This is a genomic window from Neoalteromonas facilis, from assembly GCF_002807665.1.
Taxonomy (GTDB): Bacteria; Pseudomonadota; Gammaproteobacteria; order Enterobacterales; family Alteromonadaceae; genus Alteromonas_E; species Alteromonas_E facilis.
Genome location: NZ_PEAY01000006.1, coordinates 42,211 through 57,247, shown reverse-complemented (window position 1 = coordinate 57,247; position 15,037 = coordinate 42,211). Strand labels below are relative to the sequence as shown.

Here is a 15,037-nt window from a genome sequence, read left to right as displayed (position 1 = left end):
ATCCTCAAAGAAGCAGTAAGGTAATGGGGTATTACCCTACTGCATACGAAAATTGACGCAAGTTAGCTTAACGTAAATTTTTAAAACGTCGACGAATTACCGCTAGCGTTAAAAATGTCAGCAACACATGCAGACTGCCACCGCCACTTTCTGATTGTGTCGTCTGTGGGCGTGCGCTACGCGATGGGTCAAGAGGGTAGGCATCAGCACTATCAGGCACACCATCACCGTCATCGTCATTGTCCGCATTATTGCCTATGCCATCACCATCGGTATCGGTTGTTTCTGTTGGATCTAATGGGAAGGCATCAGCACTATCACTTACCCCATCGCCATCATCATCGGTGTCGGCGTTATTGCCTATTCCGTCGTTGTCAGTATCGACAGATTCGTTAGCATCCAGTGGGAATGCGTCAAGTGCGTCTTCTACTCCGTCGTTGTCATCGTCTTCATCGGCGTTATTACCGATACCGTCATTGTCAGTGTCTAGCCATTCACTGGCATCTAATGGAAATGCGTCTTCTGCATCCGCATATCCATCATTGTCGTCATCATTGTCTGCGTTGTTGCCGATACCGTCTTCATCGGAGTCTAGCCATTCATTTGGGTTGAATGGGAAAGCATCCACGCTATCGTCAAAACCATCATTGTCGTTATCCGTGTCACTGTCGTTAGGGATACCATCCTCATCAACATCATTGGCGGAACCCGTATCAGAGCCAATCGCAATAAAGTCGTTCAACGTATGCGTAACGCTATTATCAATGGTGATCCGTAAGCTCATTACGTGTTCACCGAAAAACATGGGTAAATTGAAAAACGAGCCTACGTTGCTGACTTCTTCATTTAACGTGAGCGGCGTCCAATCGTCGCTGTTCGATAATCGATACTCTACGTTTATCAACTGATAGTAATCGAGGTTGCTAGGCGCGATATATAAACGATCGTTAATCTGATCAATGGCTTGCTCTGAGGCGAACCGATGATTGTTTTCGATCATCAGTGCTTGGATCGTGGGCACTATCTGGTAACCGTCAACATAGGCAACTTGCGATTCGACTGAGGACCACACGGTTTGCCCATCGTTCAATGACGGAAATAGGATGCGCGCTAGCGGTGTGTCACAGACATCGGTTGGTATTGTGCGAGCACCATCAGCGAAAAATGAAATGGCATCGCTAGTTTGTTCGCCACAAACCCATTCCAGCATGATGTCGTTTGGTTCTCCATAACCGTTCGCCAGCGAGTCGCGTAAATAATGTTCATATTCATATTGAAGAACGCCATACGTATAACCATCTTCGATAACGCCGTTGTTAAACTGCAACGCTTGAGACCAATAAAGGCCACTCGACAGTAGTAAAGGCGATGTTGTCGAATCAAATTGATAGTTGTCTAGTAATGTGAAGTTGCGCATCTCGCCAGATCCAGTAAAGGTGAATCGTGCAAAGCCGGCGGCGGTTTTTTCATTCCATTCGGTGTTGTTTACACTATCAAGGAAGCTGAATTCATACTGTCCATCTCGGTATTGACTTTCTGGAACCAACACCTGAATTTCAGATGTATCTTCAAGTTCATCAATAAGGCCAACGCCTCTCGTCGTGCGAACCAAGTAACGCATTGAGTTAACCTGTTCAGGTAACTGGCTGGGTTTTGATAGCGTTCTTAAATCGGCGTCTTCCAAATCTAATGCTATTAGGTGCGATGACACATCTTCACTCGGCATCGTAATGGCGGGATAGGTAATAGTGGTTTGCTCGCTGCTATTTTCAATTTCAGCTAACGAGTAGTAGCCAACACGCGTATTTTCAGGTACGGCATTCAGGCCATAATATTTCATCGTGTTGCCACCGAACGCGATAGCGCCAAAATCAAAACTGCCCACATCAAGTTGCAAGCCGTGCATACCAATTTGCGTTTGGCCACTAGCAATCAAATCTTCGTTGCCATTTTTAACTTGATGGATACCAAAGCTATGAACAATATCTTGTGTGCTGATATGAATATTTTGATTGCTATCCAAGGTCACGTTAGAGACGTGAAAGGCTTCAGAGAACCCGCTTACGTCTGGAATGGGGGCATTGGTATTATTGAAGTTGATGCCAAAGAAAGAGGTTACCAAATGGTAAGAACCTGGCACCATTTTTAGCGTGGTGTCGGTATTTGCTGGAATAGTATAGTAACTTGAACCATTGCCAACACCTTCCTCGGACAGCCATATATCCATACTGCCAGTGTGATCATGCGATAGGTTTATTTCTAGAGCTTTTTGCAGTGCGGTAGCAATATAAGTAACTGGCTCTGACTGATTTTCGCCTGCGTAAATGGCAATCTTGCCGTGCAGAATAGCGTTGCTATTTTCACTAGGTACTAACGTGCTTACATCTTCAATGGTGACTGGAATGTCTAAGGTGATCTGACTATTCGCGTTAACGACAAAACTGTCGGGCAATGTGATGTTAACCCCTTGGCTGATAGGCAACGTTTCTTCCAGTTCAAGAGTTTGAGGCTCATCGGAATAATTGAAGATTGTCAGTTGAAGCGTATCTGAATATTCACCGTCTGCTTGGGTAATATTGCCAAGGTCTAGAACCCCTTGCGGTACCGATATCGTCGCAGACAGCGCAAGATCAACAAGGATCTTACCGCTGCCTTGCACAAATGGGTTTGCATTTAAGTCGGCGGCGCTTGCCATTAAGCGTGCTTTGATTTCGGCGGGCGAGGCATCAGGTAAATACTGACGCAGAATAGCCGCCGCACCTGCCACATGCGGAGACGCCATACTTGTGCCACTTAGATAGTCGTATTCGTTGTTCGGTAATGAGCTAAAAATGCTACTGCCTGGCGCTGTGACTTCGGGCTTTAGTGGAGCTGCTCGTGAACTGTCACCTTTTGAACTAAAGTCAGACATTTCATCCGATTTAGTGGATGACGCAACCGTTATAGCGTCACTTGCCGATGCCGGTGATGTGTTTGGGATATCGTTGTATGAACCGCCATTACCCGCAGCCACCGTCACGATAACACCCGCCGCTACCGCATTGTTGGTCGCTTGACTTAATGCATCGTCAGCATCACCTGGGCCACCTAAACTCATATTGATAACGTCTACGCGATCATCGGTAGCCGGGTTCTGGTCAGGGTCTAGCGCTCGCTCAATGCCGGCGATAATGTCTGATGTATAGCCGCTTCCATAGTCGTTGAGCACTTTATAGGCATATAAGGTTGCGTCCGGTGCAACTCCTTTAATGCTCGCGTTATTGCCTGCGACAATCCCTGCAACATGAGTACCGTGACCATCTACGTCCATTGGGTCAGCGTCGTTGTAGGCAAAGTCATAGCCGTCAACCACTTTACAGCCTTCGCCAAAACACCCACCTAAAGCGTCGTGGCTATAATCGATACCGGTATCCAATATGGCAACTTTTACGCCGCTACCAGTTAAGGTTTCACCTTGTCCATCCGTTAACAACCACGCTGTGTCGGCGTTGATAAGGCCAACGCTAGTATCCAATGTGGTCATTTTTACGCGGTCTTCGTGAATGCGCAGTACCTCAGGCAGTTGCTGAATGGCCTTTAATTCCTTTGCGGATGCTGTAATGGCAATTGCGTTGAGACTATTGGCAAACTGGTGCGTGGCTTTGACCGTTGGTGCGACTTGATTCAGTGCACTAATGACAGAGCGTTGTTGCTGCTCTATCGCTTGATGCTGCTGCACTAGTTCGGTATTAAAGCGAGAACTTTGCTTATGCAGCTTTTTGCTTAACTGATTTGAATAAGCTGAAAGACTGGGGCCCTTGAGCTCAACAATATAGCGTTGTTGAGTACTTGTATTTCTAATGGTGGCTTTTTGGCCGTTAACATAGGTAATGGATACTTCAGGTTTATCCGCAGCTATTTGGGCTGCATCTAGTATTGGATGGTTGGCGGCAATGGCTGTGAAGCTGCAAGCAGATAGCAATGCAGTTCGAATGCTTAATCGAAGAGAGAGCATTGAAACGTCCTTGTTATGTTTTAGTTTTTATTCTGCGCTAAAAATAATCCAATCGCGTCAACTTTTGAAGTCCTAACGATGAATAATTTACGCTAACGCCAACACATTGCGCGCTTAAATATAGTCGAATGCGTCACCAAATAATTGGTTAGCAGGCAAGCCCATATCAGTAAAGTCATCGCGAATGGTTTTGGCCATATCAAATCGACCGGCAACGTATACATCATGCGCTAATAAATCAGGTTGATTTTGCATAACTGCTTTGTGTACCCAACCTGTTAGCCCTTGCCATTCAGCTTCAGCAAATTCGACAACTGGATAAAAGGTAAAGCCTTTGTGTTGCGATGCTAAAGTGTTGAGTTGATCAACATAATACAAGTCTTCAATGTGACGCACGCCCCAATAAAAATTTATGACTTTATCAGGCGTGTTATGTAACACCGATTTCAAGATGGAAAAGGTATAGGAAAAACCGGTTCCGCCAGCAATAAGCAGTAGCGGGCGGTCTGAGACTCTAACGTACGCGTTGCCTGTAGGTGCAGAGACCGTGATAGTTTCACTCGCTCTTAACTTTTCCATCACTTCCCACGCGTAAGGGTTATCTTGCGTGGCACCTATTTGCAGCACCAATTTGTTATTCTCATGAGGTGGGTTGGCAATCGAAAATGGACGTTCGTCACCTTCGTTCATGACGACTTTGACATATTGTCCTGCCGTGAATTCCATAGGTTGCTCGGGAGCTAAAATTACTTCATAAACCACTTTGGTGAGCGGTGTAATACTTTCAATTTTACAGGTGCTAGGCGCCATTTAACTATACTTCTCTTTTTAACTTTCAAGGTGAGCAAAGGCTCACGACTAAACTGCTATTATGACAACAAATCCAGCTCATCCCAAATTGCGTCAACACGCGTTTTTACCGCTTCATCCATGACAATGGGGGTTCCCCATTCGCGATCGGTCTCTCCTGGCATCTTATTCGTGGCATCTAAACCCATTTTAGAGCCGAGGCCAGACACGGGTGAGGCAAAATCCAGATAATCAATAGGAGTATTATCAATTAACGTCGTATCGCGCGTTGGATCCATACGCGTTGTGATCGCCCAAATAACATCTTCCCAATTGCGTGCATCAACATCGTCATCACACACAATGACAAATTTTGTATACATGAACTGACGTAAAAACGACCACACACCAAGCATGACTCGCTTGGCATGACCCGGGTATTGCTTCTTCATGGTCACAATCGCCATGCGGTAGGAACATCCTTCCGGCGGCAGATAAAAGTCGACAATCTCTGGAAATTGTTTTTGCAAAATAGGTACAAATACTTCATTCAAGGCAACGCCTAAAATGGCGGGCTCATCGGGTGGACGGCCAGTGTATGTTGAATGATAGATAGGATTATCACGGTGCGTAATGTGGGTCACGGTGAATACAGGGAATTCATCTACTTCGTTGTAGTAGCCAGTATGGTCGCCATAAGGGCCTTCAGGTGCTGTTTCTCCGGGTTGAATATAGCCTTCCAAGACAATTTCAGCGGAGGCGGGTACTTGTAAATCATTGCTGATCGACTTCACGACTTCCGTTTTATCACCGCGTAATAACCCAGCAAACGCGTATTCAGATAAGGTATCTGGAACAGGGGTTACCGCGCCTAATATTGTGGCTGGATCTGCACCCAGCGCAACGGAGACAGGATAGGGCTTATTCGGGTTTTGCTGGCACCATTCACGAAAATCCAATGCACCACCGCGATGGGAGAGCCAACGCATGATGACTTTGTTCTTGGCTATGACTTGTTGGCGATAAATCCCTAAGTTTTGCCTTTTCTTATGCGGGCCTTTGGTAACCGTGAGTCCCCACGTGATTAATGGCGCAGCGTCGCCGGGCCAGCATCGTTGAATGGGGAGTTTTGATAAATCGACATCATCTGCACTGATGATGTTTTCCTGACAAGGGGCTTTTTTCAAGACTTTTGCCGGCATATTCAGCACTTGCTTAAAGACCGGTAATTTTTCCCACAGATCTTTTAATCCTTTCGGTGGCTCGGGCTCTTTTAGGTACGCCAGCAGTTTGCCCACATCTCGCAGCGCAGAAACGGATGTTTGCCCCATACCTAACGCTACGCGTTGTGGAGTACCGAATAAATTCGCCAAAACAGGAATATCGCTGTTTTTGGGGTTTTCAAACAATATCGCTGGGCCTCCAGCACGTAGGGTCCGATCGGCAATCTCAGTCATTTCAAGATCGGTATCAACAGGTATTGAGACGCGCTTTAATTCGCCGCGTTGCTCCAATTTTTGGATGAAATCGCGTAGGTCTTTATATTGCATATTGAAGAGATTGAGGTTTGTGGCTACTTTTTATGGTAAGCGAGTATACCAGCTAAACCGTATTTCTGATCATTCTGAAATGCATTTCCATTATTTAGCCAAGGGGCGAGGGAGTTAAAAAATGTTGAGAATGAAAGGATTGTTGTTTGGCATGCTGATGTTATGCAGTTTGTTTCAATCTGCGGGTGCAGTTGCTAGCGCCTGTGAAACTGAGGAATATCGGCAATTTGATTTCTGGCTGGGGGATTGGCAAGTCACTCAGCCTGACGGCAGCATAGCCGGCACTAATACTATTGCGCAGGCATATGACGGCTGTGTTTTAACTGAAGACTATAAAGTCAATGGAACACCTTATGGCGCGAGTTTAAATGCTTATGATAAAAGCACAGGACAGTGGCACCAAACCTGGATGGATAAAAATGGAACGGTATTGAAATTAAGCGGTGGTATTGAGCAAGGAAGTATGGTTTTATCAAGCAAAGTCACTGATGCTGAAGGTAATGCTGCAACGCACAGAATAACGTGGCAGCCCCAGCCTGGTGGGACGGTTACCCAGCATTGGCAATATAAATTAGATGAAAGCGATGAATGGTCTACGTTGTTTATGGGGATCTACACGCGAACATCTTCCTGATGTGGAGTAGTGCATGTCATTTACCTCAGATATGTTGGATGAGTTAAATTTATTATTGAAGTTCCCAACTGACAGCCTTATGCAAGGGCTGAAGATCCATCATGATGCGAATCAGTCTGTGATTGACGCGGCTGAGCGTCTTTATTCCAAAGGCATTATTACTCAACGAGATGGCGGTTATTTAACTGATCTTGGACACGATTTAATTGAGCAAGCGCAGCGTTTGCGCATGGCATTAAGCCCAAGGCTCAATTAAACGAGCGGCAACGACCGGGTTATGCTCAAGTCGTCGGTTTGGTCGCCGATAACAAATTGAGTGTATATCCACCGATTAATAATATTCAGGCTTATGAGACATCACATTACTTTCAAGACATTTTCTCAAGCGGTTAGCGCTACTTTGCTAGGCGTTGTGGTGATGTGTGGCTCTGCTCCCGTCGCGTTGGCGCAAGAGGTGAAAGCGGTTCAGCTGTATTCTCAGGACGAACTGATTGGTTTGATCAACGCCAACGAGCACTTAGATCGTGTTGTGATGGACCGATGTCAATTGGTACAGGACATTGAAGCGCGCGCAGAAGTGTTGTCAGTGCCAGCTTATCAGTTCCTATGGGGCGATATGTTGGCGTGGGGCGTTTGTGTAGAAGCCGATCCTGAACGTGGCATCGAATTAATGCGTGACTCGGCGAATCAGGGCCTACCAGCTGCGCTGGAACAATTAGGTCGTTACTACGCCAATGGAACGTTAGTACAGGAAGATAAATCCCGAGCAGTTATATATCTGCGCGAGGCATCAGCATTAGGTAACATGAAAGCTCAAATGCAACTGGCCGATTTGTTCATTGCGGGTCATGGTAGCCCGTATGATTATCAGGACAGCTATCATTGGCTATACAACGCTATCACCAATGATAAAGAAGTCCATGCTCGAATAGCGCATCAGTTATCAGAGCTTGAGAAGCTCATGCATCCAAAGGCGGTCAAAGCTGCGCGAAAACCCCTCGACAGTTAATCAGTAAGAATTCAACACGCAGGACGCGACATTGAGTTATAATGCGTTCATGCATGAAATAAGCGATCCCCCTAAATGAGTGATGACCCGCATTACCAGCGTGAGAAATCTCAATACGAGAATCCGGTAGCCAGCCGCGAATACCTAATCGAAATAATGAAAGAAAGTGGATCTCCACTGTCTTTTTTAGACATCTGTCATCGTGTTCACGCCAACAGTGAACCTGAGCGCATTGGCGTGCAGCGCCGTTTGCGAGCGATGGAGCGAGAAGGTCAGGTTCAATTTACGCGGCAAAAGAAATACGTCGTCGCCGATATAAAAGAAACCGTTGTTGGGCGTGTTATTGGTCATCGAGATGGCTACGGTTTTTTACGCCCTGAGAAAGGTGAGAAAGACCTGTTTATCAGCGCTGGCCAGATGCAAGTCTTGTTGCATGATGATGTGGTTGAAGCACAGATATCGGGAACGGACCGCAAAGGCCGCCCGGAAGCGCGGATCATGCGAGTGATTGAGCCGCGTTCAGAGCCGCTCGTTGGGCGCTACTTTATGGAGCACGGTGTGGGATTAGTCATCCCCGATGATAGTCGTATTCCATTTGAAATATTGATCCCGCCTGAGAATAGTCATGGCGCGCGTCAAGGGCATGTTGTGGTGGTTGAGATCACGCAGCGTCCACGTCGCAGTATCAATCCCATTGGTAATGTCACCGAAGTGTTAGGTGAGCATATGGCACCGGGCATGGAAATCGAAATGGCACTGCGCAGTTTTGATATTCCTCATGTTTGGCCTGAGGGCGTTACTAAGCAAGTTGAAAAGTTGAGTCCTGAAGTTGAAGAGAAAGCGAAGAAGAATCGCATGGATCTGCGTTCGTTAGGGCTTGTCACCATTGACGGTGAAGATGCGCGCGACTTTGACGATGCGGTTTACTGTGAGCCGTTGGATAATGGTGGCTGGCAGCTTTGGGTAGCCATCGCGGATGTTAGCTATTACGTACGCAATGGCACCGCGTTGGATACTGAAGCGCAAAAGCGCGGCAATTCGGTCTATTTTCCGGAACAGGTTGTGCCAATGTTGCCAGAAGTACTCTCGAATGGTCTGTGTTCATTAAACCCTGATGTTGACCGTTTGTGCATGGTGTGTGAAATGACCATCAGTGCACAGGGAAAGATCCAAAATTATCAGTTTTATGAAGCGGTGATGAATTCCAAGGCTCGCCTTACCTATAACAAGGTTTGGGCGATTCTGCAGGGCGACCCCAAATTGATCCAACGATACGACGACAATGTGAGTAATTTACAGGAGTTGTATCGTTTATTTAAAGCGTTGAAGAAAAGCCGTACTCATCGCGGGGCAATTGAATTTGAGACGAATGAGTCAAAGTTTGTCTTCAATGCTCAGCGTAAAATCGAAAACATTGTGCAGCTTGTGCGTAACGACGCACACAAGTTAATCGAAGAATGTATGATTGCAGCCAACGTGTGTGCAGCTAAATTCTTAGAAAAACATGAAGCGCCAGCATTGTACCGTGTGCACGACAGACCCGATCCTGAGCGTTTGACTACCTTTACGTCGTATTTAGCGGAAGTCGGCATTCATCACCATATTCACCCCGATGCAGAACCGCGAGATTTCACTGAAGTCGTGACGCAAACCATGAACCGTCCGGATCAGGAATTGATCCAAACCATGTTGTTACGCTCAATGAAACAAGCGGTATACGATTGTGACAATATTGGTCACTTTGGCTTAGCGCTAGAGGCCTATGCGCATTTCACGTCACCTATACGCCGTTATCCAGATTTGGTTGTGCACCGTGCGATTAAAGCTGTGCTAGCCAAACAGGCAGGTAAACGCCCTGCAACTGGCGGTAAGAGCTATAGCGTTGAAGAGGTTGAGCAATTAGGTGAACAGTGCTCAATGACCGAGCGCCGTGCAGATGACGCTACGCGTGATGTGGCAGATTGGCTGAAGTGCGAATTTATGCTTGATCATGTGGGCGATAGTTTCGAAGGCGTTGTCGCGTCAGTCACAAACTTTGGCTTATTTATCCGCCTTACGGAATATCATATCGATGGCTTAGTCCACATTACGTCACTCGAAAATGACTACTACCATTTTGATGAAGTTAAACAGTGCTTAATCGGTGAAACCTTTGGGCGTGTTTATCGCTTGGGCGATACCGTGTCAGTCAAAGTGGCTTCGGTGAACTTGGATGACCGGAAAATTGATTTGATTTTGGATTTACCGCATCGCGAGCGCAAACGCAGCAGTGGTAAACGCAGTGTGTCGGTTAAATCATCTGAAAAGCCTGCGCCAAAATCACAATCGCGAAGCGGCGGCCACAAAGACGAGCGGCAATCTAAACGGTCGCATGGCAAAAAAGGGAGCGGCGCGTCGAAATCTCCACGCAAACCGTCAGGCACACGCGACGGTGAGCCGCATAAACCGGCGGCTCGCAAAGGCGGTAGTAAGAAAAAGAAATCTAATGCGAAGAGGCGTCAGCACTGATTATGGCTAAAGTAGATTGGTTGTATGGCATTCACACATTGTCCAGCGTGTTAAATACAGAGCCTGAACGAGTCCTAGAAATCTTTGTACTCAAAGGGCGTGATGATCAGCGTTTACATCCGCTGATCAATTTGGCGCGCAAAAACGGTATTTCTGTGCAGTTTTGTGCGCGTAAAACACTGGATGATTTTGTTCACGGCGAACAACACCAGGGAATAGTGGCTAAAGCAAAACCTGCCCGTGCCTTGGATGAATCTGATTTAGACCGTTTACTAGACTCTACCGATTCACCGCTTTTACTCGTGCTGGATGGTGTAACCGACCCACACAATATTGGGGCGTGCTTACGCACAGCCGATGCTGCGGGTGCGACCGCTGTTATTGTACCCAAAGATAAGTCGGGTGGCTTGACGCCGATAGCGAGAAAAGTTGCCGTGGGCGCGGCAGAATCAATGCCGTTTATTCAAGTCACGAACCTGTCACGCACGCTCAAACAAATTCAGGATAAGGGCGTATGGGTAGTGGGTACAGCCGGAGAAGCTGAACACTTGCTGTATGAACAAGATCTCAAAGGTCCATTGGCTTTGGTTATGGGTGCTGAAGGAAAAGGTATGCGACGTTTGACTCGGGAACACTGTGATAGCTTGGTGAAATTACCGATGGCTGGCAGTGTGAGTAGTTTGAACGTGTCGGTGGCAACCGGGGTTTGTTTATTTGAAATCGTGCGTCAGCGAGGCCTGTAATTGCGCCGCCGTACCTTTCTGAGATTATCAGCAGGGGCTTGCGTTACTGCTCCTCTAGTGGGGTGCGGCTCGTCTGCTGCATCGGAGCGTCTGACTCTTGATTCCATGTTGGCCTATTTAACCGCGTTGAAAGGGCGTGGAACATTGAATTTTGATGGGCCTTGGCCAGCGTTTGCAACTTTTACGCATCTGGCACAAAGCGTGGAATATGCGATGTCTGGCTTTCCACAATACCGCTCTGATTCATTTCAACGTTGGGTTGGCCAGCCCGCCTTTTGGCTGTTTAAGCAGGCCGGTGCTATGCATCACGATACAGCTGAAGCTATTCCTGGTGCGCCCGCACTTGATATACAGCAACATGATCCCATCGCGATTAACCAATCTATTGATAGATTAATGTCTGCGCTTACGGTGTTGAATATCACTTCTCAAACTCAACCTCACTTTGCCTACGGTTCGTTGTCACACGATGACTATATGCTTGCCCAACTGATGCATATTAACGATCACCTAACGTTGCTGAGTTAACTTAACCGGCATTTAAATTCGTTGTTACCGCTCTCCAATGTACACTTGCGTTAGTTGAACTTTAACCGCTAACAAAGTGCAATGAAGTGATTTTGCTGCCATCAACAAATCTATTTTCTTTCACAGCAATGCGAGTAAAGTAGTGGCAATTTTACCCTTTGGCTGCCGACGAGAGTCACGCACAATATTTAATGAATATTCATCCCGCGATTAATAGTTATTTTGATCCGTCCGTCAGTGCCCAAGAAATTGAGTGCGTGTTTAAAAAAGGTGTTACCTACGCCGGTCACGAACTCATGGTGCCTGAAAAGTTCGGCTATCACGTGTTGCCGCATTTCAACGAACGTTATGTATTGTTTAATCAAGGCAACCAATACGATCTCATTTCAAATGTGTGTTTACATCGTCAGGCTCGGTTGCTCGAGGGTAGCGGCAGAACGCGCAATATTGTTTGTAAATTACATTGTTGGGGATATGACAACCAAGGCCAGTTGAAAGGTGCGCCGCACTTTACACCGCCACCCAAAGGACAGTTGAAAAAGGAAACCTTGCACAATTGGCATGGTCTGTTGTTTCGAGGGCGTGTACCGAACATGGATCTAGCCAAACTGGGGCTCGACCAATACATCGATTTTAACGGGTACTTTTATGCGGGTTCGGAAACCACTCACTATCAGTTTAATTGGAAAACCTTTATTGAGATTTACCTCGAAAACTATCATGTCTTTTCGATGCACCCGGGCTTGCGCCAGTATGTTAAACCTAACAATCTAGAATGGGCGTTTGGCGAAGACTATTCGGTTCAAAAGGTCGGGTTAGGCGAAGACTTGTTAAAAGCGACAACGCCACATTACAGAGAATTCCAAGACGCCTTGATGGCGCGGTATGGAAATGTATTGCCAAAATACGGTGCGATATGGTGTTTTATCTATCCCAACATCATGATCGAATGGTACCCGGAAGTGTTGGTAGTAAGTACGATATATCCGCAAGGCCCGCGCCAATGCACTAACCACGTTGAGTTTTATTACCCGTTTGTGACCTATCAAAAAGCGCCGTCTTATTTCGAAACCGAGAAAAAGGCTTATATGGAAACTGCTATAGAAGACGAACAGGCGTGTTTATTGTTAGAAAAAGGAAGAGAGTCACTTTACTTAGTCGGAGAAAACGAGCATGGGCCTATTGAGCCATTCTTAGAGGCTGGGGTAGCTCACTTCTATGAGTTTTTAATCAACAGCAACGCATAGTTGAATAACAAGTTTTTGCGTTAATGCGCCTCATTGTGCTTAAGTATTATAATTCCCGCAGGCTGAATGGGACGCCTTCGGCTCATCTACAAAATGAAGGATCACATGATACCACTGCTAAAAATTCTAATTGTTGAACCCAATGAAGCTGTGCTCGATAAGACGGCAGAAAACCTGCTTCGTGGCGCGAATTCGTTTGAACGCAACGATGTGACGATTGACGTTGTCTGTGCAAAAAAAGCTGAAGAGGCTATTAGCCACATTTCAAACGACGGCGATATTCAGGCGGTGATATTAGGCTCAAGTTTGAATGATACAGTAGAGCGCTCACTGCCGCTGTTAAGCCAAATCAAACAGATCCGTCACGAATTGCCTGTGTACATCATCGATGATACGGATAAGGGACTGGATATTGTGACCATATCTAGCAAAATTGAAGCGTTATTTTATCATGATGATGTTCTTTCTGATCCAGAGTCGATTGTTGGCTATGTCCTGAATGATTTCGATGACCGCGCGGAGACGCCCTTTTGGACGGCTTATAAAAAATACGCAATCGAAAATAACGATTCGTGGCATACGCCAGGACACAGTGGTGGAGCAAGTTTCAGAAACTCGCCTTTTATCAACGATTTTTACCGCTTCTTTGGTCGCAACGTATTCGTCAGTGATCTCTCTGTCAGCGTAGACTCTCTAGGCTCACTGACCGATAGCACAAATGCTATTGGGAAAGCACAAGAAAGTGTGGCAAAAACCTTTGAAGTCAACCATTCGTACTTTGTGACCAATGGCTCTTCAACGTCAAACAAAATTGTGTTGCAGACACTGTTACGTGAAGGTGACAAGGTCATTGTTGATCGCAATTGCCATAAATCGGTTCATTACGGCATGGTTCAGTCGAGGGCGATGCCTTTATACCTAGACAGTGTATTGAACAAAGATTATGGCATTTTCGCGCCACCTTCACTGGCACAGATTGCCGAGAAAATTGAACAGAATCCTGACGCAAAACTCATCGTGTTAACGGGCTGCACATATGACGGGCTCCTGACTGATCTCAAGCAGGTTGTCGATTTAGGTCATCGTCATGGCATGAAGGTGTTTATTGATGAGGCTTGGTTTGCTTACTCAATGTTCCATCCGGCTTTTCGTTATTATTCCGCGATTCATGCTGGTGCAGATTATGTTACGCATTCTGCTCACAAAGTCGTATCGGCATTTTCTCAGGCGTCATACATACACATTCAAGATCCTGATTTTGATATAGATTTCTTTAAAGAAATCTATGCCATTCATACCAGCACATCGCCTAAGTACCAAATCATGGCCTCATTAGACGTGTGCAGCAAGCAACTGGAAATGGAAGGCTACAAGTTGCTGAACGGTTTACTACGAAATGTAGACGAGCTTAGAACTCAAGCGAAGCGCTTCAAACGCATTCGGATATTGGATAAAACAGACTTTGCCAATGCATTCCCACATTTTGAAACTGACAATATTGGGCATGATCCGCTGAAAATCCTGATCGATATATCCGAGCTAAAATATTCAAACCATGAAATTCATCGCTATCTCATGGATGAGGTAGGCTTGGAAATCGAGAAATTCACGCATAGCACCCTATTGGTTTTGCTCACGTTGGGCGGCATGAAGGCCAAAATAGTGAGATTGTTTAATGCGCTAAATAAACTCGACGAAGGCACCGTTGTATTACAAAAAAGCAAAAGCAAGCTGCGTTTGCCAGAGGTACTACCGCCCATACAGTTAACCATTTTGCCGGCTACAGCTTTCTTTGGGCAGAGGGAATCGATTGCGTTAAATGAATGTGTTGGTCGGGTTGCGGCGGCTTTGATTACGCCTTATCCACCGGGGATCCCGTTACTCGTGCCGGGTCAACTGATTGAAGCAGAACACGTTGAATACTTAAATTCTCTAGCCGGTCAAAAGCTCACTATTCAAGGTTTACGTGAAGGTGAAATTTACGTGCTATCCAACGATAAGTAGTTGATGCGCATGAGTTTCAAAAGGCACTTCA

Annotated in this window: 11 protein-coding genes; 8 read left to right on the top strand and 3 right to left on the bottom strand. The window is 46.2% G+C overall.

The genetic code is table 11. The annotated features are described in order from the left end of the window. Positions 1 to 67: 67 nt before the first annotated feature. The 3 genes from CSH93_RS15690 to ubiD all read right to left on the bottom strand — a co-directional run bounded on the left by CSH93_RS15690 (position 68) and on the right by ubiD (position 6,333). On the bottom strand, positions 68 to 3,994 hold the full coding sequence (locus CSH93_RS15690; RefSeq protein WP_100644310.1) for a S8 family peptidase: 3,927 nt from the start codon (positions 3,992 to 3,994) through the stop codon (positions 68 to 70). A gap of 114 nt (positions 3,995 to 4,108) precedes the next feature. Further along, a complete protein-coding gene (fre, locus tag CSH93_RS15685) occupies positions 4,109 to 4,804 on the bottom strand; it encodes an NAD(P)H-flavin reductase (RefSeq protein WP_100644309.1) in 696 nt (231 codons plus the stop codon). 59 nt (positions 4,805 to 4,863) lie between these two features. Next, on the bottom strand, positions 4,864 to 6,333 hold the full coding sequence (gene ubiD / locus CSH93_RS15680; RefSeq protein ID WP_100644308.1) for a 4-hydroxy-3-polyprenylbenzoate decarboxylase: 1,470 nt from the start codon (positions 6,331 to 6,333) through the stop codon (positions 4,864 to 4,866). Positions 6,334 to 6,454: 121 nt separating this feature from the next. Here ubiD and CSH93_RS15675 point away from each other — a divergent pair, with 121 nt between their 5' ends. The 8 genes from CSH93_RS15675 to CSH93_RS15640 all read left to right on the top strand — a co-directional run bounded on the left by CSH93_RS15675 (position 6,455) and on the right by CSH93_RS15640 (position 15,006). Then, a complete protein-coding gene (locus CSH93_RS15675; protein WP_100644307.1) occupies positions 6,455 to 6,967 on the top strand; it encodes a hypothetical protein in 513 nt (170 codons plus the stop codon). Between the two features lie 13 nt (positions 6,968 to 6,980). Next, positions 6,981 to 7,223, top strand: coding sequence for a TIGR02647 family protein (locus CSH93_RS15670; RefSeq protein WP_100644306.1), 243 nt, complete (start codon positions 6,981 to 6,983; stop codon positions 7,221 to 7,223). A 162-nt stretch (positions 7,224 to 7,385) separates the two neighbouring features. Further along, positions 7,386 to 7,976 (top strand): tetratricopeptide repeat protein, encoded by a 591-nt coding sequence (locus CSH93_RS15665; protein WP_100644305.1) that lies wholly within the window; start codon positions 7,386 to 7,388, stop codon positions 7,974 to 7,976. 75 nt (positions 7,977 to 8,051) lie between these two features. Beyond that, the gene (gene rnr, locus CSH93_RS15660; RefSeq protein ID WP_100644304.1) at positions 8,052 to 10,484 is read left to right on the top strand and encodes a ribonuclease R; all 2,433 of its coding nucleotides are present in this window, start codon (positions 8,052 to 8,054) and stop codon (positions 10,482 to 10,484) included. A gap of 2 nt (positions 10,485 to 10,486) precedes the next feature. Further along, positions 10,487 to 11,227, top strand: coding sequence for a 23S rRNA (guanosine(2251)-2'-O)-methyltransferase RlmB (gene rlmB / locus CSH93_RS15655; protein ID WP_100644303.1), 741 nt, complete (start codon positions 10,487 to 10,489; stop codon positions 11,225 to 11,227). Next, a complete protein-coding gene (locus CSH93_RS15650; RefSeq protein WP_124748991.1) occupies positions 11,228 to 11,755 on the top strand; it encodes a DUF1569 domain-containing protein in 528 nt (175 codons plus the stop codon). A 191-nt stretch (positions 11,756 to 11,946) separates the two neighbouring features. Further along, positions 11,947 to 13,002, top strand: coding sequence for an aromatic ring-hydroxylating oxygenase subunit alpha (locus tag CSH93_RS15645; RefSeq protein ID WP_100644301.1), 1,056 nt, complete (start codon positions 11,947 to 11,949; stop codon positions 13,000 to 13,002). A gap of 105 nt (positions 13,003 to 13,107) precedes the next feature. Beyond that, positions 13,108 to 15,006, top strand: a complete 1,899-nt coding sequence (locus CSH93_RS15640) for an aminotransferase class I/II-fold pyridoxal phosphate-dependent enzyme (protein WP_100644300.1) — start codon at positions 13,108 to 13,110, stop codon at positions 15,004 to 15,006. The last annotated feature ends 31 nt before the right edge of the window (positions 15,007 to 15,037 follow it).

Coding starts and splice junctions, on each gene's coding strand:
- CSH93_RS15690 (WP_100644310.1), bottom strand. CDS start 3,994: ATGCTCTCTCTTCGATTAAGCATTCGAACTGCATTGCTATCTGCTTGC.
- fre (WP_100644309.1), bottom strand. CDS start 4,804: ATGGCGCCTAGCACCTGTAAAATTGAAAGTATTACACCGCTCACCAAA.
- ubiD (WP_100644308.1), bottom strand. CDS start 6,333: ATGCAATATAAAGACCTACGCGATTTCATCCAAAAATTGGAGCAACGC.
- CSH93_RS15675 (WP_100644307.1), top strand. CDS start 6,455: ATGTTGAGAATGAAAGGATTGTTGTTTGGCATGCTGATGTTATGCAGT.
- CSH93_RS15670 (WP_100644306.1), top strand. CDS start 6,981: ATGTCATTTACCTCAGATATGTTGGATGAGTTAAATTTATTATTGAAG.
- CSH93_RS15665 (WP_100644305.1), top strand. CDS start 7,386: ATGTGTGGCTCTGCTCCCGTCGCGTTGGCGCAAGAGGTGAAAGCGGTT.
- rnr (WP_100644304.1), top strand. CDS start 8,052: ATGAGTGATGACCCGCATTACCAGCGTGAGAAATCTCAATACGAGAAT.
- rlmB (WP_100644303.1), top strand. CDS start 10,487: ATGGCTAAAGTAGATTGGTTGTATGGCATTCACACATTGTCCAGCGTG.
- CSH93_RS15645 (WP_100644301.1), top strand. CDS start 11,947: ATGAATATTCATCCCGCGATTAATAGTTATTTTGATCCGTCCGTCAGT.
- CSH93_RS15640 (WP_100644300.1), top strand. CDS start 13,108: ATGATACCACTGCTAAAAATTCTAATTGTTGAACCCAATGAAGCTGTG.